This window comes from Pseudoalteromonas sp. J010 (assembly GCF_003934235.1).
Classification (GTDB): Bacteria; Pseudomonadota; Gammaproteobacteria; order Enterobacterales; family Alteromonadaceae; genus Pseudoalteromonas; species Pseudoalteromonas peptidolytica.
On record NZ_RDBW01000035.1, the window covers coordinates 23,297 to 41,336 of the forward strand.

Consider the following 18,040-nt stretch of genomic DNA (forward strand, 5'->3'; position numbering starts at 1 on the left):
CTATCCCGTTCAACTCTCACATTTTAGGTATAAACATGACTTCAAGCGCTACTCGTTTTGTCGATCTAACCGCAGCTGAACTTGTCGAACACGCTATCCGTCGTGGCGAGGGCACTTTAGCCGCAAATGGAGCTTTTGTTGCAAAAACAGGTCGTCGTACAGGACGTTCACCTAATGACCGTTTCATCGTACAAGAATCAAGCACAGAAAATGATATTCAGTGGGGAAATGTAAATCGCCCATTCGATAGTGCTAAATTTGATGCGCTGTGGACTCGCGTTGAAGCGCACGTTCTTGAAAATGACCACTTCGTCTCTCACTTAGAAGTGGGTGCAGATCCAGAGCACTATTTACCAGTGGTGGTTACTACTGAAACTGCTTGGCATCACATCTTCGCAAAGAACATGTTTATTGAACCTACTTCATATAACAAAGCTGATTTACCTGAATGGCAGGTGATGAATGTACCTTCTTTTGTTTGTGATCCAGAACGTGATGGTACAAACAGTGATGGTACCGTTATCATCAACTTTGCTCAGCGCAAAGTACTTATCGCGGGTATGCATTATGCCGGTGAAATGAAAAAGTCGATGTTCTCAGTACAGAACTTCCTTCTTCCTGCGAAAGGCGTATTGCCTATGCACTGTAGTGCGAACGTTGGTGAAGCTGGCGACACCACCTTGTTCTTTGGATTATCGGGAACCGGTAAAACAACACTGTCGGCAGATCCCAAGCGTTTCCTTATCGGTGATGACGAGCACGGCTGGGCGCCAGGCAGCGTATTTAATATTGAAGGTGGCTGCTACGCTAAGTGTATTGACCTTTCACAGAAAAATGAGCCTGTGATCTGGAATGCAATTAAGTTTGGTACTATTTTAGAAAATGTTGTACTTGATGAAAACAAAGTACCAAATTTTGCGGATACCAGCCTCACCCAAAATACTCGTGCAGCCTATCCACTAGAGCACGTTGAAAAACGCAAAGTGGAAAACCGCGCGGGCGAGCCTCGTGCAGTTGTATTCTTAACCTGTGATGTGAGCGGTGTACTTCCTCCAGTTTCAATCCTAAGCGAAGAAGCGGCTGCTTACCACTTCCTTAGTGGTTACACGGCGAAAGTAGGCTCAACTGAGATTGGTTCAACCTCTGATATCGAATCAACTTTCTCAACTTGTTTTGGTGCTCCTTTCTTCCCGCGTCCAGCAGGCGTGTACGCTGAGCTACTAATGAAACGCGTGCGTGAGTTTGGCGCTAAAGTTTACCTAGTAAACACAGGTTGGACTGGTGGTCCGTACGGTATTGGTAAACGCTTCGACATTCCGACTACTCGTGCAGTTATTGATGCCATTGTGAACAACACATTAGAAGGTGTTGAAACACAACATATTGAAGCATTAAATCTAGATGTGCCAGTTGCTGTTGAAGGCGTAGATAGCAAACTATTAAATCCTGTGAACACTTGGCAAGATCAGACTAAGTATGCTGAATATGCAGCTAAGCTCGCAGCTGATTTTAAAGAGAACTTTGCTAAATACGATGTTTCTGAGGCAATCAAAGCAGCAGGGCCTCGTGGCTAAACACGATAGATAAAGATTCCTTTATCAAAAGCGCCCCTCGTTGGGCGTTTTTTTATTGTCTCATTTTTGAAAAATCGCGCGCCAGATCATTTTTTTCAACGTCAGCACAAACTGTGTGAACGTAATTGGAATAATAGTGACTAGTGCAATCCCTTTGTCAAAGTTTGGGTTAACACGACAATAAAGCGCAATTTCTGCTTTTTGACTTTCTCGAAAGCGCGCAATCTCCGCGTTACTATAGTTAGTTTTACGCCCCACGGCTTTTAGGCAGCGCAAGCCATTTTCCTTACTAATTAAGCCTTCAGAGTTAATCTCATTGTATAGCTCAGCAATGGCTCCATCGGGAGGCCCTTGGTTGGGGTAAACCTGTGCGATGTTTTTCGCCATGGCTCTAAACATCGCAGGGCTTAACATGGTGTCCGCGTATAATACTCGGCGTAACGGGTTGCGAAGATAGTACTTAAGCACTTCAGACAATGAAAACGCAAAAGTGCTATTTTGGCCTCTATGTTCCGGTAAAAATGCAGCTGACGCCCCTACTAAGCAAAAATGATGGTGACTATCGGTAAATGTTAAAAGGCAATAGCCTACGATATTGTGATCAATAAAAAATAATCTCAGCCTACGCTTTACTTTGGCATCTTGTTCAAAATAATATTCAAAGTAGGCGTCGACATCAATGTCAGCAAAACTCTTAGCAATAATATGCTTTAATTGACAAACTTTCTTATCATCAAGTGCGCTTTCTCGATATGTCAGATCAGTATGTGTAAGCTTGAATGAATGACGCAGCATTAGTTATCTACACCCTGTGTCGCCATTTGAATGCTGGCAATATTATCTCTTGCAAAGACCACTGTTCGACCTTTTGAGTGTTCAAACAAAAAAAGGTACCGCCCCGATTCGAAAATAATCTGCATGTTTTGGAAGTGATACTGTTGAAGTTGGCCAACGTGAACCGGGTTAATTAAATCAATATTATATGGTGCCATCGCGCCCTGCTTGATACTTTGCGCGTTCCATTTACCCACGACACCTGCGTATATGTTTGGATAAATGAGAGTCGCTATAACGACCAAAGAATAAAAAGGGTTAAAACAGTAAAACAGACGATTGCTAAGCAACCAGCTTTTCCAGCCTTTAGGCGCGTTAGCATCACTCAGTTTTATGTTTATTTTACTGATAAAGTAAACGCCACCGCCGCCTACCATAATAGCCCCTAAAGAGGCTAAGAGAATGCTTGGCTCGGCTAAGAATGCCATTACAAAATCACTTAATTCCATATATTTGATGATCTCTATTGAGAAAACATCAAATAGACTCCAGAGGTAGGTAAATCCGGATAGGTTGAGTGTAAGGTAACCTAAAGTCATGAGTAATGCAGGCTGCTGGTAAATAAACTGCGTGCACTTATCCTTTGTGATTGCAAACCAAGCAAAATATTCCGCGTCGTTATCTACTTTTTTCATGCGAATGCTCCAAACGAGTCATCTTGACGATACTGCCTAAATTCGCATCAGGGATCGCAACTGCTTTTTTCGTTTCGGGGTGATAAATAAAAGTATATCGTGAGGTTGATAACAAAATCACAGCCGAAGGAATAGTCATTACAGATTGGCCAAACCAGTCAATCGGGTAACTTAAATAAACGTCAACGTTACCCTGTTGTAAACTTTTCACTTCTTTCACAGCGCTACTTGCAGCGAAATCAGCTGCATAAGCAGATAACACAAGCGTCGATATTGAAACACTAAGTACCGGAAATTTATAAAGTGGTTGATTCACGATATAACTCAATTTACCTAAGCCCAGAAATCGGATCGCAACCAGCTTTTTATCTTGTTTAATTAGCGTAAGCAGGCTCAAACTAACTAGTAGCAATGCTGGGACAAATAGAAAATTAGTCATGATCACCGTTAAGAAATCACTGATCCCTATATGCTTCAAAGCTGAAAAACCAAACGCATTAAGCAAACAGGCAAGATAATACAAACCAATACCACTAATGGCTAAATACAGCAAGAATGGGATCAGAGATGGGTGAAGCTGGGCAAACTTTTTCGCTGCAACGACACGTCGCAAAACAGGGATCAATCGTGTGCTGGATACTACTATAGCCACAAATTACTTTCCTTACGATCTACTGGAGGCACAGTTTTGAAAACTGAAGCCAAACAGTATTCGAGCTAACCTGAAGGTATATCATATAAGGTATTAATTATTATTTTCTTCTAGCTTACCACGGTAGGCTGGCAAAGAAACCTCAGCGATCAGCCCCCCGCCATCACGATTGCGTAGTTTCACCTTACCACCATGCGTAGTCACGATCCGCTTGATAATCGCAAGTCCTAGACCACTTCCCTCACTGCCTCTTGCTTGATCCCCCTGCTTAAAGGGCTCAAATACAGACTCGAGTTCAGACTCTGGGATCCCAGGTCCTCTATCCATTACTTTAACAATCACAGCACGATGCTTTGGACTATATTCGGTTGTAACTTCAATATCTTTATCTGAGTAGCGGATGGCATTTTCAATCATGTTAGTAAATACTCGCTTCAAGGCAACAGCATTCATCATAACTGACGGCAAATATTGCTCAGCTTGTAAACGGATTGGGCGCTGATGCTGCTGCTCAGCATGCACAACTTCCTCAATCACGGTGTTAATGTCATCGGCCGACATCTCAGCGCCATTGTGGTGACGTAGATATTCGATAAACTGATCGATAATCGCATTCATATCTTCGATGTCATCAATGATACCTTCGCGCAGGTAGTCTTCTTCGTCCGACATCATTTCTGTGGCTAGGCGAATTCGAGTTAAGGGCGTTCTTAAATCATGAGATACGCCTGCCATAAGAAGCCTTCTATCACTTTCTAACTCTGCGATACCTTTGGACATTTTGTTGAACGCACGAGTTACCTCAATGACTTCTGTAGAACCTTCTTCAACTAGTCGTGTAGAGAAATCTCCGACACCAACTCGACTGGCTGCAATTTGTAGGGACTTTAATGGCTTATTTAGATGACGAGCAAAGAGCCAACCACCTAAAACACTCAAAAAGCCGATGCTGGATAAGTAAAAAACAAGAAATTCCATTTTAGTTTCACTCAGACCGCTTAGTGGAACTCTCACCCAATAACCGGGGGCTTGAGGTGCTTCTACCCAATAAACCACCGGATCTCCTTGGCTTATCCTCACACGTGCAGAGCCATTTAACTGCTCAGACATACTACGTGAAAGCAAAGTGTACTCTTTTGCCTGACCAAGCCCGTTGGCATATGCTTGGCGCTGTGTCATTACTTCAATCCCCGTTATCTCAAAAAATTTTTGAGATAACTCACTGCCGACCTCAACTCCCTCTTCCCAATCAATGAAGACCGTTTTGACTTGCTTGGCTAACATTAAATTGACTTGTTCAAATGTCGGTTTAAACACATAAAGGGTGACAGTAATATATGACACAACCTGATTTATCAGCAGCAAAGCACCAACAAAGAAAACGGTTTGCCCAAAAGCACTTCTTGGTAACATCGCAGCTACTTCACGCCGTCAGGCACAAACACGTAACCTAGACCCCATACGGTCTGGATATAACGCGGATTTGACGCATCATCTTCAATCATCCGACGCAGTCGAGAGACCTGAACATCTATACTACGCTCTAGCGCACTATAATCTCGGCCTCTGGCAAGATTCATTAACTTATCACGGCTTAAAGGCTCTCTTGGGTGGCTAACTAGTGCCTTCAATACTGCAAATTCACCAGAGGTCAGTGAAATTGTATTTTCTCCATGCTGCATTTCTCGAGTAGCTAGATTAAGCGTAAAATCACCAAAACTAACCTCGTTTTCCTCAGCAGCAGGAGCCCCCGGCACTTCTTTCGCACGACGGCGCAAAATAGCTTTAATACGGGCAAGCAACTCTCTGGGATTGAATGGTTTCGGAATATAATCATCGGCACCAAGCTCAAGACCAATAATCCGATCCACTTCATCACCCTTGGCCGTCAACATCACGATCGGGATTTCGTTTTCTTTTTGCCTCAAACGGCGACATATAGATAAACCATCTTCTCCCGGAAGCATCAAATCTAATACCATCAGGTGGAAGTTTTCTCGCTCTAGCAATCTATCCATTTGCTCTGAGTTAGCAGCACTTCGTACAATAAACCCTTGCTCAACTAAATAACGCTCCAATAAACTACGTAAGCGCATATCATCGTCAACGACGAGAACTTTGGTGGTTTCATTTCCCATTTTTATTTCTTCTATTTATCAATTTACTAACGTTTACCGAGTTGCGGTATTGCGCACGCAACTTCTATTCCTGTTCATTCAACGCTCATCGTAAATCTGGACTATGTATTATTATGCTTAAATATAATTGAATTTAGTGCTTTGTGACACCATACATTGATACTAGATTGTTACCGAACATTACAACGCTTTAACTCAACAGACCTAAGCTACATGAAAACGAATTTAATCACACCCGAGGGATACCGCAAACTACAGCAAGAACATGACCATCTGTGGTTTGAAAAACGTCCAGAAATTACCAAAATAGTTAATTGGGCCGCAAGCTTAGGCGATCGCTCAGAAAATGCTGACTACACGTTCAATAAACGCCTACTGAGACAAATTGACAGGCGAGTACGCTTTTTGCGCAAGCGCTTACCTGAACTTAAAGTCGTGGAGTATAGCCCTGAACAAAACGGCAAAGTCTATTTTGGTGCATGGGTAGAAGTAGAGAGCGAAGACGGAGAAACGCGCGTATTTCGTGTTGTAGGGCCTGATGAAATATACGAACGTAATGACTATATTTCCATCGATGCGCCTATGGCTCGCGCTTTATTAGGTAAACAAGTAGATGATGAAATCATGGTCAAGACAGCCCACAGTCAGAGACTTTGGTTTATCAACCAAATCGAATATCGTAATAACACGGAACAATGATAACATTGAACTGAATTTTGCTTGCCCAACTTAACGCACTTTTATATCGGGCCTGCACAAACTGATTAAGATGAGTATAAGGATTTTGCATGAGCAATATCGCACAACGTTTAGCAACTGAGCTTAACGCCAAAGAACAGCAAGTTAATGCTGCTATCGCTTTGCTAGACGAAGGGTCAACCGTACCATTCATTGCACGATACCGTAAAGAGGCAACAGGTGGCCTAGATGACACCCAACTACGCTTACTTGAGCAAAGGTTAAGCTACCTAAGAGAGCTAGATGAGCGCCGTGAGTTTATTGTCAAAACCATTGATGAACAAGGCAAGCTCACGCCTGAACTACATGCAGAAATCCAAGCGGCTGATAGCAAAACCGTATTAGAGGATTTGTACCTTCCTTACAAACCAAAGCGCAGAACGAAAGGACAAATAGCCATTGAAGCGGGACTTGAGCCGCTGGCTGACGCGCTATTTAACGATCCAAACCTTAACCCAGAGCAACAAGCAGCAACCTTTATTGACTCAGATAAAGGAGTCGCTGACAGTAAATCTGCGCTAGATGGTGCTAAATTTATCTTAATGGAGCGCTTTGCAGAAGATGCAAAATTACTTGCTAAGCTTCGCGCCCATCTCAAAGAGCATGCGCAAATAGAAGCTAAGGTCATCACAGGTAAAGAAGAGACTGGCAACAAATATCGCGATTACTTTGAGCACACTGAGCTATTAAATAAAATCCCTTCTCACCGTGCCTTGGCAATGTTAAGAGCACGTAATGAAGGAGTACTGCAGCTTTCAATCAATCCTGAGCCAAGTGTCGAAGACGCTAATCAATTTTGTGCGCAGATCATTGCCGATCATTATACTCTTGCGGTTTCAGGCGCGCCAGCGAGCGAATGGCTGATGAGCGTGGTGCAATGGGCCTGGAAGATCAAAATATCATTACACTTAGAAAATGAATTTTTGGGTGCTATGCGCGAAAAGGCTGAACTTGATGCCATCGAAGTATTTGCTAAAAATCTAAAAGACCTGTTAATGGCAGCGCCGGCCGGTGCAAAAACGACTATGGGTATCGATCCTGGCCTTCGCACTGGATGTAAAGTTGCCATTGTCGATAAAACAGGAAAATTGATTGCCACTAGCACTATTCATCCACATGCGCCTCAAAACCAATGGGAAAAGTCACTCAAGACACTTGAGCAAATGTGTCGCCAATATAAAGTTGAACTCATTGCGATAGGTAATGGTACGGCATCACGAGAAACTGATAAACTTGCAGCAGAGCTGTTAAAGAATGCAGCAGAACTCAAGCTCAATAAAATCATGGTGAGTGAAGCAGGTGCATCTGTTTACTCTGCATCTGAGTTTGCAGCCAATGAATTTCCAGATCTTGACGTGTCACTGCGCGGGGCAGTTTCTATCGCACGGAGACTACAGGATCCGCTTGCAGAGCTGGTAAAAATAGAGCCAAAATCAATCGGTGTTGGCCAATACCAGCATGATGTCTCGCAGAGCCAATTAGGACAAACACTAACAGCCGTTGTGGAAGACTGTGTAAACTCTGTTGGGGTAGACGTGAATACCGCATCAATCCCATTATTAACCAGAGTCTCGGGGTTAAACAAAACTTTAGCCAGCAATATCATCAAATATCGCGATGAAAACGGCTCTTTCACTAATCGTAAAGCACTCAAGAAAGTTGAGCGCTTGGGGCCAAAAGCCTTTGAACAGGCCGCTGGCTTTTTGCGCATCGCAAACGGTGACGATCCATTAGATGCCTCAGCGGTACACCCAGAGGCATACCCTGTCGTTAAGGCTATTTGTACAAAACAAAATATAGAAGTAGACGCATTGATAGGTAATCATGATATTTTAAATCGCTTGGTTGCTAACGACTACGTAGACGAGAAATTTGGTGTACCTACCGTCACTGATATTATTAAAGAATTAGATAAGCCAGGCCGAGATCCTCGTCCTGAGTTTAAAACAGCACAATTCAAAGCGGGTGTTGAGACCATTAATGACTTAAAAGTCGGGATGACTTTAGAGGGAGTGGTGTCAAACGTTGCTAACTTTGGCGCTTTCGTTGATGTTGGTGTTCACCAAGACGGCTTAGTGCATATCTCTGCACTTACGGATAAATTTATCTCCGATCCACGTGAAGTGGTTAAAGCTGGCGATATTGTAAAAGTTAAGGTGATTGAAGTTGACGTACCTCGTAAGCGAATTAGCTTTACAATGCGCCTCAACGATGAGGTGTCACATCACCCAGCACAAAAACAAAGTACCAAGTCTCACAAAGGCAAATCAACACAAAAGCCGTCAAAACCAAAGTCACGAGATGCTGGTAATGCGGCCATGGGCAATGCCTTTGCAGAAGCATTTGCCAAGCTGAAAAAGTAATACTATTTAAGATAGGGGTAATGCTCACTTCGATGAGCTAACAAAGAAAAGCGCGGCCTTAGTCGCGCTTTTCGATTTTGGGGGATTAACTCGCTATTACTACATTGATCCGCGGAGGAGAAGACCAATATCTAGGGTTAAATCTGTACAGACAGCGAAGCTGGCTGGTTTGGCATTGCAACATGTTGGTAAAAATCTGAGATCCGAAGCGACCTGGCTTGTATTTCAGGATCAGCTTCTATCGGCATCGCTACAGCATAAGGGTCAGCATCTTGTTTGAGCTTTGCTTGCTCTTCTTCAGATTCCGCTTTCGCCTGTTCCCCACTCAAACGCCTTGTTTGAATGTTTTGCACGCGCTGACTGTCATTTTGTTCTTCACCACTAATAGCAGCCTTAGCAAGATCTGCTTGCGCCGCCGACAACTTTTGCGTTGCATCTGCAGCAATAGCCCTATCAGCGCCAGACGGCTCGGCAGGAGCCAATGCTGCGGCCCTCACCGTTTGCATTTTCTCGATCGTCGCTTGTGGATCTCCTTCGATCGGCGCGACGTCTATCATAACCTGACCACCAATGGCGTAATTATTACCATCAGGGCCACGCTGATATTCGTAACTTGGAGAGCCAGCATACTGCCCCCCAACCCTAGCATGAGCTTGTTCGTGTAATCGAACCTCTCTATCTCGAGCCTTTAACTCTTGAACAATTTGTTCTTCCTGCTCAGCTTGCTGCTGTTCTTGCTCACTTTTACCTTTTTCCTGGCCTTCCTCTTGCTGCTCCTCTCCTTTACCTTCTACTTTCTTACCTTGCTCGGTTTTTCCATCAGAGCCATAAAGTTTGGTTTCATCAGGCTCAGCCGCTCTGCCTTTTTCTGAATCAGAGAGATTACGGTTATCTGCAAATGAAGGGTTAGTAGGGGTTGCCTTGGGGATCGCTTCACGTAGCTGGTTGTCGCGTACGACCGTTTCGGTGTACACGTTGGCAGTGTTGAGGTTCATCGCCGGTGGTGGCGTTACTATGTTCATTACACTTTTATATCAATCAACGTACCTAGTGCTTCGTCTGCTGTGCGGATGCTTTGCACATTGGCTTTCGCATTAAATTCTTCCACTTTCAAGGCAACAACAGACTCAGTGAGACTCGGGGTCTCACTAACAGGCGCAGTCACCGCTTCTTCGGTACTCGCCCCTTGTAACTGTCGCCCAAATGCACGGTCTGTGGACGTTTGCTCTTCAGCTGCGGCTCTATTTATATCGGCACTCGCCTGAGCAATGCCTTGAGCAGCACGGTTGTAACCATCAATCCCGTTATTTAGCACATCACCTATTGGCATAAGCACACCTATTAAATAGACCTTTTCTTACTGACTAATTATTGCGCAAAAAATCAACAAAGGAAAGTAAAAGCGGCAATTTTTTGCCGCTTTATTATTTTGCCTATTTAAATAATTGATTTTAGTAATGATATAAACGTATCTTTGTGCGAAATAAATGGTGCATGAGACGCTTTTGGCAGAACATGACTCTCAAATTTAGGGTTCAATTGGTGCATTTGATCTATCGCAGCATGCGGTACAAGTGAATCTAACCGGCCAAAAATACCCGATATTGGTTGTTTAATTTCTACAAACATATCTCGTAGATCCACTGTTTCTAATATCGTAAGTCCGCCAGAAAGCGCTTTATCCTCCGCTTGGGGGAGCTGCCCAAGTAAGGTTCTAAGCTGTTTAATATCATCTCTAGCATGCTCACTTCCCATCGCTTGAATAGCCAAAAAGCGCTCAATGGTTTTACCTGTATTCGTTGTCAGTTGTGTCGCAAAGTTATTTAACACTTTAGGAGCAATGCCCGGCCAATTAAACTTTTCAGCAAAAAGTGGAGTGGAAGCGACCAATATTACTTTACTCACTTTTTCTGGAAAATGTTTCGCCAAGTAAAGTGCAAATAGCCCACCTAAAGACCAACCAACAACAACACTCTGACAGGACAACTGCTCGGCGATTAGCTCTGCATTTTTTTCAAATATATAACTACCTGCGGCACTGCTTGAACCTCCAAATCCAGGAAGGTTTATTGCCTTGAGTGTATAAGGTACTTCACTTTGTAATGTGGCTTCACATAATTGCCACACAGCTTTATTCATTCCCCAGCCGTGAAGAAATACGACTTCATTTTGCATTTGTTTCTTCTCTCAACCACACTTGAAGCCATGATAGCTAACCCAGGATGGAAAGCAATGCTCCAACTCAACAGGCGCTTTACAAGCGCAATCACACAAACTTGTACCAGTTGCGGACAACGCGCACCGGATCCTGTGTGCAAATATTGTTTACCAACATGCTTAGATTTTGATGATAAGGAGATAAACCTCTTAAGTTATCCTAATATAAAACGCTTGGTAAGCCTTGATCATTGTGATGGATTAAGTGCAGTAAGTTGGTATCGGCCACCCATTTCACACTGGCTTCAAGGGATTAAGTTTCACCACAACAAAGTACACCAGTGTGCGCTAAGTATCTTGGCGCATACACTCTGGCAGCGATTTCAAAAAGCATCCCCCCTCTGCGTAGATGTAGCGTGTTGCTTACCTTTACACCGCTTTCGCTTCATTCAAAGAGGCTACAATCAGGTAGAGCAAATATGGCAGGGGTTACCATTACAACCAACAGTTTTAATAAGAAACAAAAAAACTCAGGCGCAATCCACTCTTAGCAAAGCTCGCCGTAAAGTAAATTTACGTGGCGCGTTTTCAACCGTAACTCCTGTTGAGGGAAAAAACATTCTGTTGCTAGAGGATGTGATCACAACAGGAGCAACAATGGATGCGGCAGCTAAAGCCTGCAAACAGCAAGGGGCCAAGTCGGTGTGGGCGATGAGTATTTGCCTCACACCGTTTGAAGGTTAGCTGGTAATGGGTTTATTATTTTCGCTTTATTTCATGTTTATTGCCTCAGGCTATCGCACGCCTTGAGCGAAGAACAACGCATTGTTTAATAGCCTGCTTGAACCATACCAAAAGCCGCGGAAGACAGGATTATCAGCCATACCGACCACAACTCCGCGACCAGCTTTTGATGCAATAAGAGCTGAAGAGCTTGCTATTTGTTCAACATTAGTAGTATCGGCGTAGCCCGACAATAGCGGAGCACTGGTATAAGCTAGCGACTCAATAAAAGGTTTATCTTTGCGATACATAACCCAAGTACTATTCTTAAACACTGGCAACTCTTTATTCTCAAAACCAAAAGAGAGTGGGTGGCTAAGGTCAAGTCGAGTATCAAAAATAGCACCGGCAATACGCTGTCTTGCGGACAATCGGTCTTTGTCTGCAAAAGTCAGATTTTTAGTGTCAAATTGTTTGCGCATTTCTTTGCTAGAAATCATCTCTGCATCAAGGAGCTGCTGTTCTATAAGCCATTGTGCTCCACGCTTGTGGCCCCAAATCACGCCTCCTTTTGCTATCCAACTATGTATTTTGGCTTTTGCTTTATCACTTAAATCATTGTACTTGCCATCCGCTAACAAAATATGGCTATAGCGTGTAAGTTCAAGTTTATCTATCATCTGCTTTTCTACGATAGAGGGAGCCAGCATCAGGTGCCTATCTAGGTGATACCAAAGCTCGCCTACTTCATATTGACTAATACCTGCACCTGCAAAAATAAGTACTTCTGGCTTTTGCAGTTGCAGCATTTGTCTTGAACCTAAATCTATACCGCTTTCAGTCAACCCTGTGGTGACACTATATACCGGCAGTCCTAATTCACTTGTGATCGTTTTTAATTGCTCATACCAATCATCATGTTGTTGAATTCCGCGAGCAATCACCAAAGTACCAGCCTGAAAGTGTTGTTTACCAGAAGTGGTCGATGCCGAAAATGGTGACATAGCAGCTGCTACTTTTACCCCACCTTGCAACAAACGATTAGCTAGCTGTGGAGCCAAATAATGATGCCAGCTTATCGCGTACGCATAGCTATCTTCTACTGGTGTAAGCTTTTGTTTTTCAGCATTCGTGTTATCACTTAACTTCAGCCCCCACTCACTTTTCAATGCAACAAAATCAAGATCGTAAGCATAAGGCATTGTCCAGCCAGAGACATCATAAAATGTGTTATCGTTGAAATGCGTTTGCGTGCTAAACAATGCTTTGATCAATCGGTATTGCGGCTGCTCCAGTGGAATATATAAATCACCTTGTTGGTATACTTGGTCGTCAATTTCTTTTTCTTTTGATAAATACTTTACCTCAATCTGGTGCTGCTTTAATAAGTGAATGAATGCTTCAAAGCGATAGCTATCTTGACCACGTGCAACCACATACCCTTTAGTATCATCTTTACTCGCAAGCACCTTTGCTTGTTGGTAAAATTGTTGCTGATATTCCAGTAAAGCACGTCTATGTGTTATGCCTGCTTGAAAAGTCGATAAACTAGTAGTCACTTGGTTTTTAATCGTTTCAGCAAAGCTGAGCACACCATATTGGGTTTCTTGAGCGTGTCCTCGACTGCTCGCCTGTTCAAATAAAATTCCCACTGCGCCATTCACATCTGGATAAGTTGATCCTTTACCATAGTAAAAGTCATCAAAACTTTCTTGAGTGAAATATAGCTTACCTTGTGCATCTAAAGCTTTGGCATGAAATTTACCAATCAAGTTCGTTAACTGGGTATTCTCCGCAGGTGTAATAGGATGCGTTCTAGATGGGATCCCAGGTTGAAAAAAATAGGTACTGTTGGGGCCCATTTCATGAAAGTCCGTTAATATATTGGGCTTCCAATTATGAAAAGCTTTGATCCTCGCACGTGATTCCGGATGCTGTAACAGCAGCCAATCACGGTTTAAGTCAAACCAATAATGATTAGTGCGACTTGAAGGCCAAGCCTCCGAGTGTTCACGATGTGCAGGGTCGGTCGATGGAGAGTTACTTTTATTACTGTTAACCCACGTTGCAAAACGGGCAAGCCCATCAGGGTTCAAAGCAGGGTCTAGCAGTATAATAGCATTATCCAATAGTTGAGATACCCACTTCCCCTGCGCCGCGGCCAAATAATAAGCAAGTAAAACAGCCGCATTGCTGCCAGACGACTCATTGCCATGCACACTGTATCCCATCCACATCACCACAGGTTTATCACTGCGGTTTAAGTCATCACCGATTGAGGCCAAGTGATTTTGTTGAATGCGGGCTAGGTTCTGCTGGTTTTTCGGTGAACTTACCTTTAATAATAATAGTGGTCGCTTTTGATGGCTGTAGCCTATCGTTTCAATGCTGAGCCTTGGACTCTCTTTAGCGAGTGTCTGAAGGTAGTGGACAATTTGATCATGGCGTAAATGCCACTGGCCCACCTCATAACCAAATGCCTGTTTTGGGGAAGTAATACTTGAGTCAAACTCCACGTCGTTACCAAAATAATATGCAACCGGTTTTGCCTGCAAGCTGAAGCTCAGCAGCAAGATAAAACAGCTTATTAAGCGCATGATGGTTTCCTTTAGTTCTGTGTACTTTTCAAGCTAACAAGCACTCTGTCGATTGCCAAATTTTTACGCTGAACACTAGCGACAATACGATGAGGAGAGTATGATACGTATTAACCGAGTAATTTAGTCAAGTATAGAGCGAATTATGATCCGTATTTCAGATTCTGCACAAAGCCATTTCGCAAAGCTATTAGCTGATCAAGCTGAAGGCACCAACATTCGAGTTTTCGTGGTTAATCCAGGCACGTCTCAGGCTGAGTGTGGCGTGTCATATTGCCCAGCAGACGCTGTTGAAGCCAGCGATATCCGTCTACCATTCAATGGATTTGAAGCTATTGTTGATGAAGAAAGTGCACCATTTCTAGACGAAGCCGACATCGACTTCGTTACCGATAAAATGGGTAGCCAGCTAACTCTCAAAGCACCAAATGCAAAAGCAAAACGACTACGCGAAGACGCAAGCCTTGCTGAACGTGTGGAGCATATGTTGGTCACTGAGGTGAATCCACAATTAGCGAACCATGGTGGCCAAGTTAGTCTAGTCGAAATTACTGAAGATGGTATTGCTGTACTTCAGTTTGGCGGCGGCTGTAATGGTTGCTCAATGATTGATGTCACGTTAAAAGAAGGCATCGAAAAAGAGATGGTTGCAAAGTTTGACGAAATTAATGGTGTGCGTGACATCACGGAGCATGCGCGCGGCGAGCACTCTTACTATTAATGAGCAAAGCTCTCATTTATCGCTTAGGGTCTAACCCTAAGCGAAGTCTCAAGTTTTTTCTCTTTGGTTTATGCGATGTTATTCTTGCCGCAATTCTGATTGCGCTTGGATACTATCAAGACCACCGTTTTCAGATAGCTGGCTTATTCATATTGCCAATTGGTCTGTGTAGTGCCTTTTATGGTTACATCGGTATTTTCGCCAATCGGTTTTCACAGGTCATAGAAGCACGAGAAAAACGCCGTCAAGCACTGAGAAACCAAGACCCCTTTGCCTAGGCTAATAATGCTCCCTGACGAGACAACTGGTAATATTTATATGCCAATGTCAGCCCTCGTAACCCCATAAAACAACTCATTGCCAGCCATAGCGCATGGTTTCCAAGTGAATATGTAAGCCAAAAAGGTAAAAAGAAGCCAAAAAGTGCTGAGATCAACATGCTGTTTCGCATTTCCTTTGCCCGAGTCAGCCCTACAAATATTCCATCAAATAAAAAGCAACTCATTGCCACTAAAGGTAAAGCCACCAGCCAAGGTAAGTAAATACTCGCAGCCGCTATAACCTCTGGTATAGTAGTAAGAGAGCCAATAATCCAGTCACCAAAAAAATAGAAGACCATACTGTAAAGTAATGCGAATAACGCTCCCCAAAACAGGCTTATTTTAACCCATAACTGCAATTGAACAGGATCCGCTCGGCCTTTAGCCGTACCCACTTTAGCCTCTGAGGCATAGGCAATTCCATCCATTGCAAAACTAACTAACATCAGAAAATTGAGCAATACAGCATTTGCCGCAAGTGTAACTTCTCCCAATCGAGCACCATAAAAGGTCATAAAGCTAAAGCACAACTGTAAGATCAATGAACGAACAAAAATATCCCTATTCAATGTCAGCAAACTCAGCCAGTGTGCTCGTTCTACAAAGCTGAACTTTAGTTCAAGCCCATGTTTATTAGCAACATTGATGGTCAGTAATATTGATAACCCCAGTGCTGCGTAGTCCGCAATCAAAGATGCCCACGCAGCCCCCGCGACACCCCACTCAAAACCGATAACAAATAACACATCCAGAACAATATTCACGACATTGGTGAAAAGCACCAGATAAAATGGCCCGCGTCCATAGTGCATGCCTAGCATAAAACCAAGTAGCACTAGGTTTAACATGGCAGCAGGCGCACTAAATACACGAATTTGAAAGTACAGCTTTGCTTGTGCAAATACCTCATTAGACGCATTTGACAGTGATGCGATTACTTGAAGTAAAAATGGTGATAATAAAATTAGACTCAACGCAAAACAGATTGCTATTAGCACACTAGTGTAAAGTGAACCCACGAGCTTTTCGTTATCCTGCTCGCCGCTTGACTGCGCAATTACGCCCGTTGTGCTCATTCTCAAAAAGCTAGCCAACCAAAATAGTACTGAGATAGAGCTAGACCCAAGCGCAATCCCTGCCAAAAAATGAGCACTATCTAGATGACCAATTACCGCTGTATCGACTAATCCTAACAATGGCACCGTAATATTTGATAATATCATCGGACCTGCAAGCAGTAAGAGGCTCAGATGTTGCGCTTTATAACACTTAATAAATTGATACAACATATTATTCTTGGTTTAGCCCTGTTCTCGGCACATAGTTGGGGTGCTGTCATCTTACAGTATCATCACGTCAGTGAAAAACTTCCTGCGGTAACCAGTGTCAGTGAAGATACTTTCAAGTCACACTTGAGTTATATTAAAAACAATGGCTATAACGTGATGCCACTGCCGAAGCTATTGAATGCACTGCAATCCGAACAGACACTACCGGCAAAAACCATAGCCATCACTTTTGATGATGGCTATGAAAACAATATCACTGCCGCAGCCCCACTTTTAGAGCAGTTTGGTTTCCCGTACACTATTTTTGTCAATCCTCAACTTATCGATGAACAAAAAAGTTATGTAATGACTTGGCATGAACTGCGTAAATTGGCCAAACGAGGGGCAACGATAGCGAATCATAGTGCCAAGCATGATTACCTTCATCAAAAGCTTGATGATGAATCCATTGCCGAATGGCGAGCACGAGTCAAGCAAGATATCACTTGGTCACAACAGCGTATTAAAGAAGAAATCGGTCATGATTACCCCTACTTAGCTTACCCTTACGGCGAATTTAATCGTAAATTGCAAGAACTTGTAAGCGAGTTAGGGCTAATTGGTATTGGTCAACATTCTGGTGCGGTGGGGCTCACATCTGATTTTACGCGCCTCCCTCGGTTCCCTGCCTCAGGCATATACAGCAACCTTGAGACCCTCAAAACGAAATTAGACACCAAAGCGTTTCAATTACAAAATATGCACTACGCAGATAGTGTTACTAGTAATACAAAACCACAAATCACTCTACATTTCAAAACTAAGGACTTTCACAATACTCAGTTTGCCTGTTACGTTTCAGGTGTTGGTCAAGCCACGCTTGTTTGGGAGTCAAAAGATAGTGTTCGGATCCAAACTCCTGCTGAATTACCTAAGGGGAGATCAAGATACAACTGTACAGCACCGTCTATTCAAGAGCCGGGGCGTTACCATTGGTTTTCTCAACCTTGGGTTATTGTAGAGCAGCAGTAGTTAGCCTGAGTATTTGATAATAATACCAATTTTCTTAATTAAGTGGTCTATTTTGAGGCGAGAAAGTCTTGTCGATAACCAGGCAAAAATTTTGCTATTTAGTTGTTCTAAATAAGAAATTTTTAACGCGGTTAGCGTCAGATTTACTCCTTCAAATTGAGCAAGTATTAAGTCAAATTGGTATAAGTGCTTTCAAAGCTGTATTCGTTAGAAAGAGGTAGCAGTGGGTTAAGTTAGCATTAGAGCGAGTTTCGCCATAAACTCGCTCACACTCCTCCTCTACTGGCA

17 protein-coding genes are annotated in these 18,040 nt (G+C 43.2%); 7 read left to right on the top strand and 10 right to left on the bottom strand.

Annotated features, from left to right (window positions below; genetic code table 11):
• Positions 1-35 precede the first annotated feature (35 nt).
• Positions 36-1,574, top strand: a complete 1,539-nt coding sequence (locus EAG18_RS17860) for a phosphoenolpyruvate carboxykinase (RefSeq protein ID WP_125253720.1) — start codon at positions 36-38, stop codon at positions 1,572-1,574.
• A gap of 60 nt (positions 1,575-1,634) precedes the next feature.
• On the opposite strand, the gene EAG18_RS17865 is transcribed toward EAG18_RS17860, so the two are convergent.
• The 5 genes from EAG18_RS17865 to ompR form a co-directional block, all read right to left on the bottom strand.
• Complete coding sequence (locus EAG18_RS17865) at positions 1,635-2,369, bottom strand: hypothetical protein (protein WP_185745618.1); 735 nt, start codon at positions 2,367-2,369, stop codon at positions 1,635-1,637.
• Entirely contained in the window at positions 2,369-3,043 is a 675-nt protein-coding gene (locus tag EAG18_RS17870) for a hypothetical protein (RefSeq protein WP_125253721.1), read from the bottom strand. Before EAG18_RS17870 ends, EAG18_RS17865 begins: the two co-directional genes overlap by 1 nt.
• The gene (locus tag EAG18_RS17875; protein ID WP_125253722.1) at positions 3,027-3,695 is read right to left on the bottom strand and encodes a hypothetical protein; all 669 of its coding nucleotides are present in this window, start codon (positions 3,693-3,695) and stop codon (positions 3,027-3,029) included. The genes EAG18_RS17870 and EAG18_RS17875 overlap by 17 nt, the downstream gene beginning before the upstream one ends.
• Before the next feature lie 93 nt (positions 3,696-3,788).
• Positions 3,789-5,108 (bottom strand): two-component system sensor histidine kinase EnvZ, encoded by a 1,320-nt coding sequence (gene envZ / locus EAG18_RS17880; protein WP_125253723.1) that lies wholly within the window; start codon positions 5,106-5,108, stop codon positions 3,789-3,791.
• Between the two features lie 5 nt (positions 5,109-5,113).
• Positions 5,114-5,833 carry a two-component system response regulator OmpR gene (gene ompR / locus EAG18_RS17885; protein WP_125253724.1) on the bottom strand — a complete coding sequence of 240 codons (720 nt, stop codon included), beginning with the start codon at positions 5,831-5,833 and terminating at the stop codon, positions 5,114-5,116.
• Between the two features lie 213 nt (positions 5,834-6,046).
• On the opposite strand from ompR, the gene greB reads away from it, so the two are divergent.
• Together greB and EAG18_RS17895 are read left to right on the top strand one after the other, a co-directional pair.
• A complete protein-coding gene (gene greB, locus EAG18_RS17890; protein WP_125253725.1) occupies positions 6,047-6,532 on the top strand; it encodes a transcription elongation factor GreB in 486 nt (161 codons plus the stop codon).
• A gap of 89 nt (positions 6,533-6,621) precedes the next feature.
• A complete protein-coding gene (locus tag EAG18_RS17895; protein ID WP_125253726.1) occupies positions 6,622-8,934 on the top strand; it encodes a Tex family protein in 2,313 nt (770 codons plus the stop codon).
• A 137-nt stretch (positions 8,935-9,071) separates the two neighbouring features.
• On the opposite strand, the gene EAG18_RS17900 is transcribed toward EAG18_RS17895, so the two are convergent.
• From EAG18_RS17900 to bioH, 3 genes are all read right to left on the bottom strand, one after another.
• Positions 9,072-9,956 carry a putative metalloprotease CJM1_0395 family protein gene (locus EAG18_RS17900; protein WP_125253727.1) on the bottom strand — a complete coding sequence of 295 codons (885 nt, stop codon included), beginning with the start codon at positions 9,954-9,956 and terminating at the stop codon, positions 9,072-9,074.
• Complete coding sequence (locus EAG18_RS17905) at positions 9,956-10,264, bottom strand: hypothetical protein (RefSeq protein ID WP_125253728.1); 309 nt, start codon at positions 10,262-10,264, stop codon at positions 9,956-9,958. Before EAG18_RS17905 ends, EAG18_RS17900 begins: the two co-directional genes overlap by 1 nt.
• 107 nt (positions 10,265-10,371) lie before the next feature.
• Positions 10,372-11,109 carry a pimeloyl-ACP methyl ester esterase BioH gene (gene bioH / locus EAG18_RS17910; protein WP_125253729.1) on the bottom strand — a complete coding sequence of 246 codons (738 nt, stop codon included), beginning with the start codon at positions 11,107-11,109 and terminating at the stop codon, positions 10,372-10,374.
• 57 nt (positions 11,110-11,166) lie between these two features.
• Here bioH and EAG18_RS17915 point away from each other — a divergent pair, with 57 nt between their 5' ends.
• The gene (locus EAG18_RS17915; RefSeq protein ID WP_125253730.1) at positions 11,167-11,835 is read left to right on the top strand and encodes a phosphoribosyltransferase family protein; all 669 of its coding nucleotides are present in this window, start codon (positions 11,167-11,169) and stop codon (positions 11,833-11,835) included.
• Positions 11,836-11,885: 50 nt separating this feature from the next.
• On the opposite strand, the gene EAG18_RS17920 is transcribed toward EAG18_RS17915, so the two are convergent.
• Complete coding sequence (locus EAG18_RS17920; protein ID WP_125253731.1) at positions 11,886-14,411, bottom strand: M14 metallopeptidase family protein; 2,526 nt, start codon at positions 14,409-14,411, stop codon at positions 11,886-11,888.
• Positions 14,412-14,556: 145 nt separating this feature from the next.
• On the opposite strand from EAG18_RS17920, the gene nfuA reads away from it, so the two are divergent.
• Together nfuA and EAG18_RS17930 are read left to right on the top strand one after the other, a co-directional pair.
• The gene (gene nfuA, locus EAG18_RS17925) at positions 14,557-15,132 is read left to right on the top strand and encodes a Fe-S biogenesis protein NfuA (protein ID WP_125253732.1); all 576 of its coding nucleotides are present in this window, start codon (positions 14,557-14,559) and stop codon (positions 15,130-15,132) included.
• A complete protein-coding gene (locus tag EAG18_RS17930) occupies positions 15,132-15,410 on the top strand; it encodes a hypothetical protein (protein ID WP_125253733.1) in 279 nt (92 codons plus the stop codon). Before nfuA ends, EAG18_RS17930 begins: the two co-directional genes overlap by 1 nt.
• Here EAG18_RS17930 and EAG18_RS17935 read toward each other — a convergent pair.
• Complete coding sequence (locus EAG18_RS17935; RefSeq protein ID WP_125253734.1) at positions 15,407-16,675, bottom strand: MATE family efflux transporter; 1,269 nt, start codon at positions 16,673-16,675, stop codon at positions 15,407-15,409. The two genes, EAG18_RS17930 and EAG18_RS17935, sit on opposite strands and share 4 nt — an antisense overlap.
• Positions 16,676-16,702: 27 nt before the next feature.
• Between EAG18_RS17935 and EAG18_RS17940 the strand changes: the two genes are divergently transcribed.
• The gene (locus EAG18_RS17940) at positions 16,703-17,752 is read left to right on the top strand and encodes a polysaccharide deacetylase family protein (RefSeq protein ID WP_125253735.1); all 1,050 of its coding nucleotides are present in this window, start codon (positions 16,703-16,705) and stop codon (positions 17,750-17,752) included.
• Positions 17,753-18,040 lie beyond the last annotated feature (288 nt).